The sequence below is a fragment of the Pseudemcibacter aquimaris genome (genome assembly GCF_028869115.1).
Classification (GTDB): Bacteria; Pseudomonadota; Alphaproteobacteria; order Sphingomonadales; family Emcibacteraceae; genus Pseudemcibacter; species Pseudemcibacter aquimaris.
Genome location: NZ_CP079800.1, coordinates 1,323,833 through 1,340,831 on the forward strand (window position 1 = coordinate 1,323,833; position 16,999 = coordinate 1,340,831).

Genomic DNA, 16,999 nt, shown 5'->3' on the forward strand with positions numbered 1-16,999 from the left:
TGGGGGGTAATAGGGAAATGCATGCTGGGGCATGCGAAAACTACAGTTAAAGGATTACAAAATGAAGAAATTTGGTGGACAAAACCGCAGAACTTTTATGAAGGCTGCTGGTATGACTGCTCTTATGGCTGGTGCTGGCACCGGTAGCGCGCATGCAATGGGCATGGGTATGGGACAAGCAAAAAATCGCAGTAAAGGTTATGATTTTGACGAAATTTACAGCCGTGTTGGCGTAAATTCTGTGAAATGGGACAGCGCAATTCGTCGCTATGGTAAAGACAAAATTACAGTGCCGATGGGCATTGCCGATCTTGATTTCCGCCAACATCCTGCCGTTGTTAAGGCGCTTCAGAAACGTGCTACATATGACAACTATGGTTATGAAACAATTCCAGATAGCTACTGGCAATCAATCATCGACTGGAACAAAGAACGTTACGGTATCGAGCTAAAGAAAGAATGGCTTCGTAACTCATCTGCGCTTAAGCCTGGTATGGTATCTTCTATGCGTGGTCTTAATCCGGTTAAGGGTAAAGTGATCCTTTCAACACCAACATATTCCGGTTTCCGTGGTGCGATCAATAAAGCCGGTATGCGCGTTGAAATGAACCCGCTTAAAAAAGTCAATGGCCGCTGGACATTTGATCTTGAAGATCTTGAAAAGCGTCTTGATTATGAAACAAAGTGTCTTGTGCTTTGTAACCCGAATAACCCAACAGGTGAATGTTGGACAGCAGATGAAATGCGTGCTCTTGGAGATCTTTGTATTTCAAAAGGCGTAACAGTTCTTTCTGATGAAATTCACTGTGACTTTGTAACGAAAGGTAACAAGTTTGTTCCTTACTCATCACTTGGTGAAAAATACGCACAAACAAGTATCACATACCGTTCACCATCAAAAACATTCGGTCATGCGAACCTTAAGGTTGCGTACTTCTATACAGAAAATGAAGACCTTATGAACGCAACAATGATCGGTGGTGGTCATGAAACTGGCGTAAACGCATTTGGTCTTGCTGCTGCGGAAGCAGCCTTCACAGAGGGCGCAGAATGGGTTGATGATGTAAATGAATATCTGGATGAGAACTTCGATTATCTTGTTGAATATATCAATACACCTGGCAACATGCCTGGTATCGAATACACAAAACCAGAAGGTACATACCTTGCATGGCTTGACTGTAACGGTCTTAAAGAACGTGTTGCGACACCTGAAAAGGTTAAAGCACTTCATGACAAGTGGATGGCAGCTGGCAATCACCGCCGTGTAACACCAGAAATGGCAATCGGCGAATGGATGGTTGAAAATTCAGGTGTTCAATTAAACGCAGGTCATTCATATGGTGTAGGCTCAGATGGCTTCATGCGTATGAACATCGCCGTTCCACGTTCAAGCCTAAAAACTGCGCTTGATAACATGAACGCAGCACTGAAAAAAGAATTCGGTTAATAAGACCCGAAATAATTAAAGAGAAGGCGGTCCTGGTGACCGCCTTTTTTTGTTTTTAAATGTTTAAATTACAATAGGTTTTTATTAAGATTGAAATTTCTCTAAAAAGTTGTTATTTAAAGGTTAATAAAAGGTTAATAAACTTGTAAAGTTAGGGAAAAGGAAAATGAGTAAGAATTCAGCACAATCTAATAGTAGTTATAGATCTTTATATTCTTCAAAATACGATAAAATTCCTAATATTAATGGTAACGGAAAAAATAACGAACTTATCGGAACCTCAAGCTCTGAACGCATTAATGGTGGTGGCTGGAATGATTATATCTATTCTGGCGGTGGCAGTGATTTTATCAATGGAAATGGTGGGTATGATATACTCGAGCTGACCGACACTCCGCTTGATTATATGTTTTATCAAGATAGCTATAATAGTTGGCATATTGAGAAATACTCAACAGGCGACATTATAGCTTTTAAAAATATCGAACAAATTAATTTTGGTGATTATACCATTTCAATTAATGGCGAAGATAATGTTCCATATGCAGAAGATGTATCATTATCAACACTGGAAGATACAGATACACAAGCATTTGATCTTCAGTCAATAGTTTGGGATTTAGAGCGTGATTTAACAGGTGATCCGCTCACTTTTAAAATAGAAATTGATACGGTTTCTCCTCATGGTAGTTATACAATTACTGAGGAAGGAATGTTGGTGTTTACCCCTACCGACAGTTACGCAGGACAGGATTCTTTCACATATACTGTGAAGGATGGTACACACGAGGTTACCAGAACAGTTTCCATAGATGTTGAAGCAGTAGCAGATATTCCAGATCTTGTAGTTGATGTACTTGCCGGGGAACAAGTAAATCATGTGGTTTTTGATATTTCCACAATGCTAAACGATTTGGATGGTTCAGAAGAATTGCAATTGTTCTTTAATGGTATTCCTGACGGGGTTGCGCTTTATGATAGTAACGGTAACCCGATCGGTCCAAATGGTATTTATCTTGGTAATGGTGCTACGGAGCATGATCTTCAGTTAACAATGGTGTTGCCAAAGAATTATAATTGGGATTTTCCACTTGAAATCGTTGCCCGTTCTACTGAACTTCAAAATGCTGAAAATTCTGTGACAATTGCTGTTCCTACGGCAACGGCATCCACGGTTATTGATATTGATTATGGTGTTGAAATTACCGAAATATCTTCTGAATTTTTAGCGAATGACCAAAGTATTTGGAATAATCCTAATAGCTATGTTTCACATACGCAATTTCTGGGGCTCGATGCTGATACGAGTGGGGGATTATTCGGAACTGTTGATTATAATATCGATGTTAAAACGGGTATCGAGGCAGAAGCAGGTGTAAAAGGAGGTACGGCGAATTCGGGTATGTCCTTTGATATGGATTTTATCAACTATCATAATTACACCACCAACATGCTTGAAATAGATACAAGCTTCGTTGAAACAGATAGTTGGTTTGAAACAGAAGATGTGGTCACATTTATTGATTTTGATGCCATCATGGATATTTATGCCAGCATTGGTATCAATGTATCTTTAGATGTTATTATTGATACAATTAATGTTATAAATCAAACGTTTAGCATTAATCAAGATTATGAATTTGATATTCTGAGTTTTCAATCAGACCAGGCTACACCTTATAATCTTGCATTCTCATATGGCAATTTAAGTGTTAGTGAGAATAGCATAGAATATACATTCAAAGGTGATATGGTAAGTATTGAGGTATTTAGAGATCATGCTGGGACTGCGGGGGATAATAATACTGATGGCTCTATTTCACTGGATATTGCTGACATTACTTTGGATGTTGATGAAGTAATTGCTTATCTTGCTGGTTATCCAGGTATGTTTGGTGGTAGTTATAGCGTTTCGCCGTTTGGTGGTGTGTCATACGATTTTATTGATTTCGATATCATTGGCGGCATGGATGTCCAACAAAGTTTTGATCAGGATTTTAGCAGTTTGTTTGGAGAATTGTTAATAGATGGTTCGTCAACAAATTACATTGTTGGTGATACATTGGTATTTAACGATGTCGCAGATGATGCCGTAATTTCTACAATATTGGATGTAGAAGGATTGTTTAATAATGATACGGATATAATTTTTGCATTGGATTATGCATTAAAAGCCCTCGCTGTTGAATTAGACCTTAATGCCAGTGCGGATATTCCAGGTACCCCAGCGGTAAAAGATCCTGTAACAGGTTCCACAATAATTCCTGCGATTCCAGGATATACATTTACAGTGGATTATAATCGAGATGCGGCAGTATGGGAAACCGATGGTACAATTACATCAACGAGTTATGGTGTGTACGACAATTCTACGACCTTAGATTTCGAAGACCAAAGTTACATATTATTTGTATAGCAAAAACCTTTTTATTGGATGTTAAGGTTTAAGGTAATAAAAGCGGTCTATGTTACCGCTTTTATTGTTATGCTTTCAATGGTTTCTTATTGTCTTCGACAAGAACGATGCTATTAGCCGGTAGTGTTATAATGGCTTCGGTGCCCTGATCGGGTTTACTGTTAAGTGTTAAATGACCGCCTTGTAGCTCAAGAAGGCTTTTAACAAGAGGTAATCCAAGTCCGGTTCCTTCGAATTTGCGGTTAAGTCCTGTATCAACCTGACCGAATGGTTCTAGGGCTGCCGGGATCTGATCTTCGGACATTCCAATGCCGGTATCGATAATATGAACATTAAGTGATCCATCATCATTAAATGAATTTTCAAGGGTAATTGTGCCGCCCTCTGGTGTAAATTTAATGGAATTTGATAACAGGTTCATCATAATTTGTTTTAAGGAACGTTCATCCATATTAATGACGATTGTTTGATCAAGTAGATTATTGGTGAGTTTAAGATCTGCTTCAGTAACTTTTGTCATGAGCAATCTTTCACAAGTATCAATCACTTCGATCAGGTCGATGTCTTCTTTCTGAAGTTCCATTTTATCGGTTTCAATACGGGATAGATCAAGAATATCATTAATAACCTGTAGAAGCCTGACAGCTGAACTGTGGATATCTTTGGCGTAATCCTTACTTTTTTCCGCACTCATAGGAATAGGAGAATCTGGTCCAATAAGTTCAGAAAAACCGATAATGGCATTAAGCGGCGTTCTAAGCTCATGGCTCATGTTTGCCATGAATTGTGATTTGGTTTTATTGGAATCTTCCGCGATGTCTTTGGCGCGTACAAGTTCCGTTTGATGAACCTGTAATGTGTCGAGCATTTCATTGAAACTATTATATAAAAGTTCAATTTCACGTGTTTCATGGTCTGTATTGGCGCGAATATCATAATTGCGATCGCTGGTGATTTTATTGGCAATTTTTGCAAGTGAACTAATCGGCTTTGATACGCTTTTTGCAACGGTAATGCTGCCTGTGATTAATAGCAGTAACCCAAGCCCAAGAATAATTAACAGTGCATATGCAAGTGGCATATAGGGGCTATAGGCTGCATCTAATGAATAGGTAAGAAGTACTTTTATTGAGCTTTCTTCAAGGTCAGATGCAATTTCATTGCTATAAGCCATAAAATTATTGCCATTCACAGCAAGAATATTCGTTTGTTGATCCAGATTAACCGCGTTTGATTGTGGTTCTGGTAAAAGTTGCAACATATGTTGATCAAGTGTTGAAATTAAATATTCATTGTCTTGATAAAAGGTAACCTCTACGCCTGTTGGTAATGATTTACGCATTTCAATCAGTTCTGTTTCTTCAATTTGAACGCCCATAACAACCCATGCCACCGGAATAGGGGCGAGAACTGGTACAACAATAACCTGATGAACGAGACCGCCCGAACTAATATAGGCGGACGCATTTCCGTATTCATCGGCCATTTCAATTAATTCATTAAGTGTATCTTGCGGGATTTTTACAGGTGACGTAACGGAAACTTGTGCAACGATATCCCCATCTAGTGAAATAATAGTTGCGCAGTCCGTGCCAACACGGGATGATAGGTTTTCAAGTGCGGATTTAATGGTTGCCGGATCATCAGTTGTAACGGCTGCTCTAAATCCATATTCGGTCGAATAAATGTCGGTTTCACTAATCCATTTATCAGCATTCACATTCAGTGAACGTGTAAAAACATCCCGGCTGTAAAGAAGTTGCTGACGTGCTTGATCTTCAAGGTTGTTTTTAGTCGCGAAATAAACGGACAACGATGTTATCACCTGAATGGTAATAAACAGGGTTGCAAAAAGAACAACTAATTTTGTTTGAAACCGGTTAATCATTAGTTTGCCTTAATAGGTTCCTCTGTTTCTGCGTTTTCGTTCGCGTTTTAAATCAATTTCAAAATCAAGCTGAAATGATTGATCATCAGAAAGTGTAATTTCTTTTTCATAGTTTTCGATATTTCCTTTTAATCTTGGATGCCAGACTTGTGCCTTATAGGTTCCAGCAGGAATATCATTAATAACGAGTGAGCCATTCTTACCAGTTGTCGAAAATTTATTTGATGGAACGATATAGATATAGGCAAGCATACTGTCATGGATGTTACATCCAAGAGCTACAACACCTTCTTTGTCAAAATGGACCGATTTTTCTTCGTCGCCGTTATATAGCTCTAATTCGAACCGTTTAACTTTTGAAAATGAATAAACATGATGGCGGATGTTGTCTCTATTGGGGAAAGAAACAGTGCTGCCTTTTGAAACGGGTAAAACAAATGGTGTAAATTTAATGTTTTTTTGGCTCATGACCGGGGAGGGCATATGCGTATTATCACCAGAAATAGCGACATTTTCACCAATTAAAGTAATAACGGCAAATTCAACATCTTTGCCATTTTTGTCTTTAACGGTACCTGATAGGGTTGCTGCATTTGCAACGCTTACCATTATGAAAGCCATTGATAGCAGGCTTTTCCATATTATTTTTATCATATTTGCATTCGATCCTAAATTACAGAAACAGGTATTGATTGCATAATTTCTAATTAAGCATAAACAGTTTGCCTTAAATTTCTCTTAATACAAGGTGCCTCACAGTTTGTTGATCACATGTGATGGTAAAGAGAAGGATATTTTTAACAAATATATTATAATTTTATTTACTTTGATGGGTTAACGTACATGCATAATTCATTGAAAATGATTTGTTTTTACTCATTTTTTACGGGGTATAATTATGAAAAGGGCTATATTTGTTGTTTCCATGTTTGGAATGGGAATTGCCACAAATGCCAATGCACAAGAAAGTTTTCCTGAAGTTAAATTTTCTGGACTTGGGGATGCCCGCGTTAGTTATTCCAGTGGTGAACCGGGATGGCTTGATGGCGGTTATGGTAAAACCCGTTATGGATCAGACCCAAATGGTAATGATGAAGTCAGATTAAACCTATCCGAACTATCATTGATGATGAATACCCAGTTTAATTGGGAATTATCAACATTTGTTCATGCGAAATTTGATCCTGAGCAGAAAAACGACATTGATCTTGTCGAGGCTTATGCAAAATACAGCAATCTTTTTGAAAATGGCATCAGAACAGAAGCGCGCCTTGGTATTTTTTACCCGCATATGTCAATGGAAAATATTGATATTGCCTGGACAAGCCCATATTCAATCACATCTTCTGCAATTAATAGCTGGATTGGTGAAGAGATTAAAACAACGGGACTTGAAATTTTCATTGAAAAAGAATTCGAAGAAAGCGCCTTATCGTTTACGGGGACTGTTTTTGGCCTTAATGATCCGGCGGGAACATTGCTCGCGTTTCGTGGTTGGGCGTTACAGGATTCCAAAACTACCCTTTTTGGTGAGTTCCCATTGCCGCCAGTACATTCAATAGGTCCTGATGGAAAGCTTGCATTACAAGACCCATACGTCGTCCCACATCTAGAGGTTGATGACAGGGTAGGTTACGTCGTTGGTTTCGATTGGGAAAGCTTCGGATTGTTCAGCATCAACAGCCAGTTTTACAATAATCGTGGTGACAGAGAGGCAGTTATCGGCGGGCAATATGGATGGGAAACAGAATTTATAAATATCGGCGTATCACTTGATATGTTCGAAGATTTTGAAATCTTTGGTCAATATATGAAGGGCAACACCAAAATGGGCGGCCTTGTCCATGGCGAAATTGCCGTTGATGTTGATTATGACAGTTTCTATATCCTCGCAAGTAAAACATACGACATCCATAGATTTACAGTAAGGTATGATCATTTCGCAGCCGACGATAATACGCTTGTGGGCTATGATAATAACAAGGAAACTGGCCATGCATGGCTATTTGCATACAGTGCTGATTTATTTGAAAATCAAAAACTGATGCTGGAATATTTGCACGTAGATAGCGACAGAGCGAACCGCGCCGAACACAGCCCGATTACCCGTGTAAAAGAAAATCAAGTTCAAGCAAGTTATAGGGTACGGTTTTAATCTGGAAATTCTGATTTATTAGTTTGCTTTAAAACCTTTTATGCAAATAAAAAATCAATTGCCGTGATATCGGTCGCAGTGAAATCTACAAGCGTTATTGTGTATCCATCCAAATAGGCAATTTGTGTATCGCTTCCTTCCTGCGTAATTGTCAGATCATCAAAAGCGTAACCAGTTGCGGATAGATCAATCAGATCATTACCATCATCAAAGTCAAGGATTGTGTCGAAACTACTGTCAATATCGAATATTAATATGTCATTACCGCTACCGCTTGAAATAATATCATCACCATATCCACCGGCAATAACATCATTGCCGCTGCCGCCAGAAATTGTATCATCACCGGAAAGTCCATAAATTATGTCATCACCATTGCCTCCGTTGATTGTATCGTACCCAAGGCCGGCTACGATATAGCTCGTTGCGCTGGTTGTTGTGATCGTAAGGTCATTAAATGTGCTTGCCATTGTGAAGGTTGCGGTAACGGGATCGTTAGAAACAAAATTAAAATCGGAAGTTTCCGTAAAGCTGTTGTCTTCACGGTCAATGCCATTAATGGTGCCGAATTCACGGGCAATTTTAAGTTCCTGTGCGCCGTTATTATAAACATCATAAAGAACATGTGCGTATATTTCGGTTTCAGAATAAGTCCAATTACCCGATACAGTAAAGGTATCATCATTATCACCTTCAACTCTTAATGAATTTTCTGCGCCTGTGATATTAATAATATCATTCGCATCAAGTGTAATTGATATTGAGCCGCGATTGATCGAAAGATGTTCAATATTGCTATAAGACATTTCGGAAAGGTCGATTTCTTCTTCGACGTCAAAAAATGCTATTTTATCATAACCTGTGCCGCCATCGATCGTATCAAAATGTGATCCGTCAAAGCCAAACGCATGAATGATGTCATTGCCACCGGCCGTGGAAATGATATCGTGTCCTTCTTCGCCATCAATGATGTTGTTTTGATCGTCTCCTGTTAAAATATCATCAAAATCCGAACCGCGAATGCGTTCAAAATTGCTGATGATATCGCCTTCGGCGTGTCCGCCTGATACAACATTTGTGGCAAGGTTAACATTTACCCCGGCGTTCGATCCATAATAACTGATTTGATCGCCATATCGGACATTATCGCCACCATCAAGGGTATCGGCGCCAGCACCACCGTAAATGATGTCATTCAAATTCCCGCCGGTAATCGTATCATTGCCCTTGCCACCAACCATAAAACCGGAACCGCTACCAGCGAAAATGATATCATTGCCATTGCCAGTGATTATTTTGTCATACCCTGCACCGCCGGTGATCGTTAGATTATCGTCACTGGTTGATAAACTTATGAACGAACCAAGATCGCTTGTTTCAATATAATTATTTGCTGCAATTTCCGTAAAGGTGGAAGCAGGGGCGGGAAATCCTACTTGGTTTTCAATTTCAACAGCAATTCTGATATCATATTCATTTGTACCATCATAAAAATAATAAAAATGATAAAGCGCAGGTTCTAATACAGCAGTTTCTGCAGGAGAGCCTTTTATTACGTCAAAACCTGTACCAGAATAGTTCCAACTATTTTGTGCGGTAACAGTGGCAGTAATCCCGCCATTGATCCAGAAAAAATCTTCATCAGTGATTGATGCAATGTCACTTCCGTGGAATGTCAGGCTGTTATTATTATTTCCAAGTTCGATATATTCAATGTTACTGAAGGATACATCATCAAGATCAAGTGAAATATTGGATTGATTAATCAGGATTGTGTCGTAATCAGCGCCACCATCCACGATATCGTTAGCATCATAAATAATTATGTCACGGCCATCGCCGCCATGAATTGTATCGGCGCCATTACCGCCATCGATCAGATCAAATCCAGATCCTGTAGAAATATTATCATCGCCATCTTTTCCGGTAACGGTTAGGTGTGATGTTGATGCCCTTAAATTAATCGTTGCATCGTTGTTATCCTCAGCCACCCAAACATTCGTTGTCGTTTCAACAAATGATGTTGAATTCGGTGTGGAAGTCGGGGCAGGACCACCACCACCGCCCAATGGGCTGCCACCCCCGCCGCAGGCAGACAGCGGTAAAAGTGTCATCAGTATTGATGCATTTTTCTTTTTATTCAGGTTTATTGAATTTGTATCTTTTTTATCAATTTTAGCATTTGCAAACATGCAAAACCCCCAAGTGAATATTATTAAACACGAATTACACTATTGCACAAAAATTAAGAAAATATAAATGAAAATCAAATGCTTAAATTAAAAGCGGTCTAATTGACCGCTTTTTAATTATTCTGGAAATTCTGATTTTACCTGCTCGACAATTGGCATGGTGCCGTCAATGATCGGGTCAACGCATGGCAGGCCGTATTCAGCTGATAAATCGCTTAAATATTTTTCACGGGTCTCACCACCAAGTTGTGACGTGTTCACACAAATGCCAACGCATCTGATATCAGGATTTACTTGTTTTCCGATTTCGGTGACGCGGTTAATGACGTCTTGAATAGATGGTAACGGGAAATCATCCCAGCCGGAAATGTGGGTTCTGACGGCGTCATGACATACGACGAATGCATCAGGTTGTGATCCTACAAGTAAACCCATGGTTACACCGCTATAACCTGGGTGGTAAATGCCGCCTTGGCCCTCTACCACATCCCAGTGGTCATCGGTATTGTCCGGTGAAAGCATTTCTGCAGCGCCGGAAATGAAATCGGCAACCACGCAATCAATCGGAATACCGCGCCCGGCAATCATGATGCCAGTTTGGCCGCTTGCACGGAAATCTGCGTTAAGGCCCGCTTTTTTCATATCTTTTTCAATGGCAAGGGCGGAATATTTTTTACCGATGGCACAATCGGTGCCAACCATCAGTATACGCTTGCCGCTGCGTTTTTTACCCGTGCCGACAGGAATGTCTTTTGGTGGAACACGTACGTCAATTAGGCGGGAACCAGATTTTTTCGCGGCCGCAACAAGTCGTTCATTATCATTTAGTAATTGATGGACCCCTGCAACAATATCCATACCTGCGGCGAGGGCCTCTTCCAATGTATCAAGCCAGACATCAGGAACGCCGCCACCAATAGCGGCTGTGCCTATTACCAATGATTTAACGCCTGCTTCTTTGGCCTCTTGAATGGTCATATGGGGCGCACCATCAATGCCGCCGCCATTAATGCCGATTTGACCAACACATAATTCCGGGCGCCATTCAATTAGGCCCGCACCAGTTTTCGCATAGGACGTATCGGTTTCATCACCGACAAAAATAAGATAAGGAGGTTTAATCTCAATGGTAATCATATTTATATTCTTTTCTTGATTTAGATTTTGTTTTTCTTACCTTTTCCATGGCGAATTGTCGAGGGAACATTTTTCTCAATATGTTCAATAATGGTTTCTGCGACATTTTTTCTTGATGTTTTTTCAATGCCCTGAAGCCCGGGTGAACTGTTAACTTCCAGAACTTTGGTGCCGCTATCCGTTCGGATCAGATCAACGCCCGCGACCCTTAAACCCAATACCTTTGCTGACTTAACAGCAATTGATTTTTCTTCGGATGTTAATTTTACACGTTTTGCCGTTCCGCCTGCATGTAGGTTTGATCTAAAATCGTCTTCGCCGGCAGTTCGCATCATTGCGCCGATGACGCGGCGCCCAACAATAAAACAGCGTAAATCGGTTCCTGCGGCTTCTTTCACAAATTCCTGCGCAATGAAGTTCGCATCAAGATTTTGAAATGCACTTATTACCGCTTCGCCGGCTTTTTTGGTTTCAGCAAGAACCACACCACGCCCTTGCGTACTTTGTAAAAGCTTAAGTACTGTTGGTGATCCACCAACAAGATCAAGTAAACTTGATGTGTCTTTTGGTGAACTGGCAAATGCTGTTGTTGGCATAGGGATGCGGTGGCGAGCAAGAATTTGATGTGCAGCCAGTTTGTCACGTGATGCACCGATAGCGGATGCCGCATTTAAGCAATATGTACCCATGGCTTCGAATTGACGTACGACCGCCATCCCGTAAAAAGTGAGTGATGCGCCAATCCGTGGGATGATCGCATCATAATGGGGTAAGGGTTTACCGTCATAATGAACTTCGGGGCTGTGACTTTGAATGTTAAGGTAACAGCGCCTTGTATCAATCAATTCTACTGTGTGATTTCTTTTTTCCGCTTCTTCGACCATGCGCTTTGTTGAATAATTATTCGGCTCTCTTGTTAAGATACCAATTCGTAGAGGGCGTTTGATCGGTTTTCTACGGGCGATTTTATTATATAAATCGAAACTGAGTTCCGGCTGCAGGAAACTTTCCATCGGTTGAACTGCGATCTCTTCAAGCGCGCTGCGTCCCAAAAGCATGCGATATTGCATATTTTCGCGGTTGGTCAGTGTGATTTCAATTTCCCAAGTTCGCTCACCAACCGTGACGGGGGTTCTAATCACATAACGTAATTCCGTCTGTCCATTTGATGATGTAATTTCCCGTCGGTCAACCACGGGTGCGGAACAATGAACAACAATATCCGGATTATCAGGAACAGGATGGATACCAAATCTTACAAATGGTTTTTCGTCACTTCCGAAGGGTTGTATTGCAAATGCATGTAGGGCTGATGTTTTTGCCCCTGTATCTGTTTTTGCCTTAAGGGCAGGGAGCCCCAATTCCGGAAGAGCAAGCCACTCTTCCCAACCAACGGAAAAGTTATCCATATATTTGTATCCTAGTTGTTTTTACTAAGATCATTTAGAGCGAAAATATAATTTCTGTCAATCGGGAAAAATTTGAAATAAATGTTTCAAACAGCACACTTATTACAAAGTGAAATGGATGGATCAAGGTCGAGGCGTTCTTCGGCGATGACATCACCACAGTTTAAGCAGTAGCCATATTCATCTTCTGGTATGCGGGCTAGAGCCGCTTTGATCCGTAATAATTCATTGTCGCGCCTGCGCTTTACTTCTTCGGCCATGGCTTGGTTTTGAAGGGCGTCCATGCGGCTAAGTCGTCCGACCATCGTTTGGTCCAGTTCGACGGGGGCGCTGTCTTCTTTATGTTCATTAATAAGCGCTAGAAGCTCCTCCTGTCTTTCAAGGAGAAGCTTTTTATATTTATTTGTGTCGAGGGACACTTTACGCGACCTCGAACGTGGCGATGATTTCGACGACGAAACCAACGGGCAATGAATTTGTACCCACGGCGGCGCGCGCGGCAAGACCCGCATCACCAAAAATATCACGCAGTAATTCCGATGCGCCATTGGCCACCAGATGCTGTTCTGTGAAATCAGATGTTGATCTTACGATACATTGAAGCTGCACACATTGTTTTACGCGGTCAAGATCGCCGCCACAGGCGGCTTTAAGCTGGCTTAAAGATAGAATGACGGCTTCTTTTGCCAGTTCATACGCCTGTTCCGTTGTGTAATCCTTGCCCACGGTTCCTTTGTCACTTGGGCCCTGTCCGGCAATATAGACGATATTATCCACTTTACGCCAAGGGGTATAGGCAGCAATCGGAACCGATGCTTCCGGTAATTCAACACCAAGTTCCGCAAGTTTTGCATCAATTTTTCCGCCCGAACCAGCCGGGGTGTCATTTGATGCGGCCTCGGGCGCTGGATCATCAGTTTTGCCGCAGGCCGCAAGTAATGCCGCCGCCGCGGATGCAAATAAGGTTCTGCGTAACATTACGCCACCTCAAATACAGCAAGAACCTCGCAACAAATGCCAAGCGGCAGGCTGTTTGTACCAACGGCGGCACGTGCCGCAAGGCCTGGTTCGCCCCAGATGTCACGGAAGAGTTCCGATGTTCCGTTCACAACAAGATGTTGTTCTGTGAAATCATCCGTTGAATTAACAAGTCCCTGAATTTGAATGCATTGCTTCACTTTATCAAGATCACCATCACAAGCCGATTTTAGCTGGCTTAAGATGTTGATACCGCAATAACGGGCGGCTTGGTATCCTTGTTCCGTTGTCATGTTATCACCAAGTTTTCCGGTGACAAGACCATCTGGCCCGCTTGGAACCTGTCCCGCGATATAAACAAGCTTACCAACCTTACGCCAGCCGACATAGGCGGCAACAGGGGCAGCGGCCGCCGCGACCTCAACACCAAGTTCCGCAAGCTTTGCATCAACCTTGCCCGCGCTTTGTGCGTTTGCCTTGCTCGCGAGTAGTGATGCACCAAGGGCGGTGGCACCCGCAGCCGCGAAAAAATTACGTCTTTTCATTATAAACTCCCATTATTACTGATTATTAGAATTTGATTGAATGTAGTTAATCATTCTTATACCGTGAAGGAAAGGGAAAATTCCAAAAAATATATTCGCAAACTTGATTAATGGGAGAAGTCAATGAAACTTGCAAATGTCTGTAAAACGCTTCTCGGTGTTTCGGTTTTGTCGGTTGCATCTTTCGCGTTCGCGCAGGAAGCCGATAATCGTGCCCCCATGGTGGTGCATGATAAAAATCCATTCCCGAGTTCATATAAACCGTGGCCATCGGTAATGACGGCCATCACGAACGCACATATTTTAACCGGCGATGGCGGTGAAATTGAAAAAGGCACCGTGCTGATGGATGGTGGTAAAATTGTTGCTGTTGGTGCGGATGTTGATATTCCGGCTGGCGCGCATGTCATTGACGGTACGGGCAAATTTGTAACCCCCGGTGTGATCGATATGCATAGTCATATGGGGATTTGGACCGATGGTGGTAATGATGTACGTGCGAAAAATACGGCGGGTCTTTGGGGGGAGCATTCCATTTGGCCGCAAACACCAAACTTTCCGGCGGCCGTTGCAGCGGGTGTAACCACACAATTGCAACTTCCGGGTTCTGCGAACCAATTTGGCGGCAGAAGCGTGACCCTTAAAATGGTGCCGGGCAGAAGCACCGAAGATATGAAATTCCCGGGTGCGCCATACGGCATTAAAATGGCTTGCGGTGAAAACCCAAGACGGGTCCATAAATCACAAGGCGGTATGTCCACGGCGATGGGTGTATTCGAAGGATATCGCAGCAGCTGGATCGAAGCCACGGAATATAAAAAATCATGGGATAAATATTACGCTGATTACGAAGCTGGAAAGGACGTAAAGGCACCAAAGCGTGATCTTAAAAACGAAACATTGATGGGCGTTCTTAACGGTGAAATTCTTATTCAGCAACATTGTTACCGTGCCGATGAAATGGTCAATGTGATTAACATGTCCAAAGAATTCAATTACAAGGTGACATCATTCCACCATGTGGTTGAAGCCTATAAAATCGCAGACTTACTTGCAGAAGAAGACATCTGCGCCGGTATGTGGGCCGATTGGTGGGGCTTTAAGTTGGAAAGTTTCGACGGTATCGATGAAAATGTGCCGATGATGGCGGCGGCCGGTGGTTGCGCCATTGTCCATTCCGACAGTGATAACGGTGGTCAGCGCTTAAACCAAGAAGCCGCAAAAGCATGGGCCGACGGTAAACGTGTCGGGCTTGATTTTACCCGCGGCGAAGTGATGAAATGGATCACATCTAATCCGGCAAGAGCCATTGGCCTTGAAGATCAAATCGGAACGCTTGCACCGGGTTATAACGCCGATGTGGTGATTTGGAATGGTGACCCGTTTAGTGTTTATGCGCTTGCGGAAAATGTGTTTATTGATGGCGCGCTTCATTATGATCGCAGTAATCAGGAAAACCAATGGATTACCGATCATGCCCTTGGCTATGTCACAGCGGGAGATCACCAATGAGAATTCTTGCAATCATTTTAGCGTTCATCGCAACACCAGTATTCGCAGAAACAATCGCGATCACCGGTGGGAAAATTCATGTTGGTAATGGCAGTGTAATTGAAAATGGTACGGTTTTGATTGACGACGGGGAAATCATCGCCGTTGGCGCAGATGTTGATGTGCCATCAGATGCACGTGTTATTAACGCATCGGGTAAAGAAATCACACCGGGCATTATCAACCCATCAACATCATATGGCTTATCCGAAGGGGCCGGTGGTAAATTCGGTACCGATACAAGCGCGAATAACAGCGGCATGACCGCGAGTTTCGACGTTAAATACGCGCTTAACCGTGGGTCGGTTGTCATTCAGGAAGGGCGCCGTCAGGGCGTCACCCGTGCCGTTTCCGCACCCGGTTCATCCGGTGATATCTTTAGCGGGTCATCCGCGTTGATCACCATGGATAATCAGGCGGATATGAATTTCGCAGAAGGGGCCATGCATGCAAAATTCGGTAATGCCGCAAACCGTGCGGTGGCATGGAACCGGATCAGGGCGATTTTTGATCAAACCCTTGATTATGACCGTAACCGCAGCCGCGCCTTACGCGGTCAGGCGCAGGATTACCTGCTTTCTGTGGCGGATATGGATGCGCTTGTGCCTGTACTTGATGGTGATAAACCGCTTGTGATTGAAATGGGATCAGAAGCCGAAATTCGCGGCGCCATTCAGCTTAAAAATGATTATGATATTAATATCGTTATCCAGGGCGGCCAGGAAGCATGGAAAGTGGCCGCAGAACTTGCGGAAGCCGAAATTCCGGTGATCATTCATCCGGAACATAATACAAATGGCAATGTTACAATGGCCGGGTCAACATTTTCCAATGCGAAAAGACTTCATGAAGCGGGTGTGACCTTCGCGATTTATAGCGGTAACGGCAGCCTTTATTACGGGCATCATGTGTTGCAATTTGCCGGAATGGCGGTTGCGCATGGTCTTGATTATGATGCGGCCATTCAGGCGATTACCCTAAATCCAGCGGTAATTTTCGGATTTGATGATATTGCCGGATCGATTGAAGAAGGAAAATCAGCCGATATTGTCGTTTGGGATGGCGACCCGCTTGAGGTTACATCAAACACAGATCACGTGATTGTACGCGGCGTAGAATATGAACTCGTTTCCCGCCGAACCATGTTGCGCGACAGATATCTGAACCTTGACCGTGGTGATCATTTCGGTAAACGTTACCAAGGTCAGTAGAATGTTGAGTGGGCGGGGCGTTTGAATGCGCTTCGCTCTTTTATTATTTAGGACTGGATTCCCGCCT

Annotated in this window: 13 protein-coding genes; 5 read left to right on the top strand and 8 right to left on the bottom strand. The window is 42.4% G+C overall.

All coding sequences use genetic code 11. The annotated features are described in order from the left end of the window. Positions 1–61: 61 nt before the first annotated feature. Entirely contained in the window at positions 62–1,450 is a 1,389-nt protein-coding gene (locus KW060_RS06435; RefSeq protein WP_249035547.1) for a MalY/PatB family protein, read from the top strand. A gap of 166 nt (positions 1,451–1,616) precedes the next feature. After that, entirely contained in the window at positions 1,617–3,866 is a 2,250-nt protein-coding gene (locus tag KW060_RS06440; RefSeq protein ID WP_249035548.1) for an Ig-like domain-containing protein, read from the top strand. Positions 3,867–3,933: 67 nt separating this feature from the next. Here KW060_RS06440 and KW060_RS06445 read toward each other — a convergent pair whose 3' ends face one another. Next, positions 3,934–5,754, bottom strand: coding sequence for a HAMP domain-containing sensor histidine kinase (locus KW060_RS06445; protein ID WP_249035549.1), 1,821 nt, complete (start codon positions 5,752–5,754; stop codon positions 3,934–3,936). Positions 5,755–5,763: 9 nt separating this feature from the next. Beyond that, positions 5,764–6,375 (bottom strand): methylamine utilization protein, encoded by a 612-nt coding sequence (locus KW060_RS06450; RefSeq protein ID WP_249035550.1) that lies wholly within the window; start codon positions 6,373–6,375, stop codon positions 5,764–5,766. 277 nt (positions 6,376–6,652) lie between these two features. Here KW060_RS06450 and KW060_RS06455 point away from each other — a divergent pair, with 277 nt between their 5' ends. Further along, positions 6,653–7,909, top strand: a complete 1,257-nt coding sequence (locus KW060_RS06455; RefSeq protein WP_249035551.1) for a hypothetical protein — start codon at positions 6,653–6,655, stop codon at positions 7,907–7,909. Positions 7,910–7,947: 38 nt separating this feature from the next. Here KW060_RS06455 and KW060_RS06460 read toward each other — a convergent pair whose 3' ends face one another. The 6 genes from KW060_RS06460 to KW060_RS06485 form a co-directional block, all read right to left on the bottom strand. Further along, positions 7,948–10,101, bottom strand: a complete 2,154-nt coding sequence (locus KW060_RS06460) for a calcium-binding protein (protein ID WP_249035552.1) — start codon at positions 10,099–10,101, stop codon at positions 7,948–7,950. A gap of 117 nt (positions 10,102–10,218) precedes the next feature. Next, positions 10,219–11,238 carry an N-acetyltransferase DgcN family protein gene (locus KW060_RS06465; RefSeq protein WP_249035553.1) on the bottom strand — a complete coding sequence of 340 codons (1,020 nt, stop codon included), beginning with the start codon at positions 11,236–11,238 and terminating at the stop codon, positions 10,219–10,221. Positions 11,239–11,258: 20 nt separating this feature from the next. Continuing rightward, the gene (gene rimK, locus KW060_RS06470; protein ID WP_249035554.1) at positions 11,259–12,647 is read right to left on the bottom strand and encodes a 30S ribosomal protein S6--L-glutamate ligase; all 1,389 of its coding nucleotides are present in this window, start codon (positions 12,645–12,647) and stop codon (positions 11,259–11,261) included. A gap of 86 nt (positions 12,648–12,733) precedes the next feature. Continuing rightward, complete coding sequence (locus KW060_RS06475; protein ID WP_249035555.1) at positions 12,734–13,066, bottom strand: TraR/DksA family transcriptional regulator; 333 nt, start codon at positions 13,064–13,066, stop codon at positions 12,734–12,736. Position 13,067: 1 nt separating this feature from the next. Beyond that, the gene (locus tag KW060_RS06480; protein WP_249035556.1) at positions 13,068–13,625 is read right to left on the bottom strand and encodes a RidA family protein; all 558 of its coding nucleotides are present in this window, start codon (positions 13,623–13,625) and stop codon (positions 13,068–13,070) included. Next, entirely contained in the window at positions 13,625–14,170 is a 546-nt protein-coding gene (locus KW060_RS06485) for a RidA family protein (protein WP_249035557.1), read from the bottom strand. Before KW060_RS06485 ends, KW060_RS06480 begins: the two co-directional genes overlap by 1 nt. A gap of 123 nt (positions 14,171–14,293) precedes the next feature. Here KW060_RS06485 and KW060_RS06490 point away from each other — a divergent pair, with 123 nt between their 5' ends. Together KW060_RS06490 and KW060_RS06495 are read left to right on the top strand one after the other, a co-directional pair. Further along, positions 14,294–15,682: an amidohydrolase family protein gene (locus tag KW060_RS06490; RefSeq protein ID WP_249035558.1), complete on the top strand. Its 1,389-nt coding sequence runs from the start codon at positions 14,294–14,296 to the stop codon at positions 15,680–15,682. Then, positions 15,679–16,932: an amidohydrolase family protein gene (locus KW060_RS06495; RefSeq protein ID WP_249035559.1), complete on the top strand. Its 1,254-nt coding sequence runs from the start codon at positions 15,679–15,681 to the stop codon at positions 16,930–16,932. The genes KW060_RS06490 and KW060_RS06495 overlap by 4 nt, the downstream gene beginning before the upstream one ends. Positions 16,933–16,999: the final 67 nt, after the last annotated feature.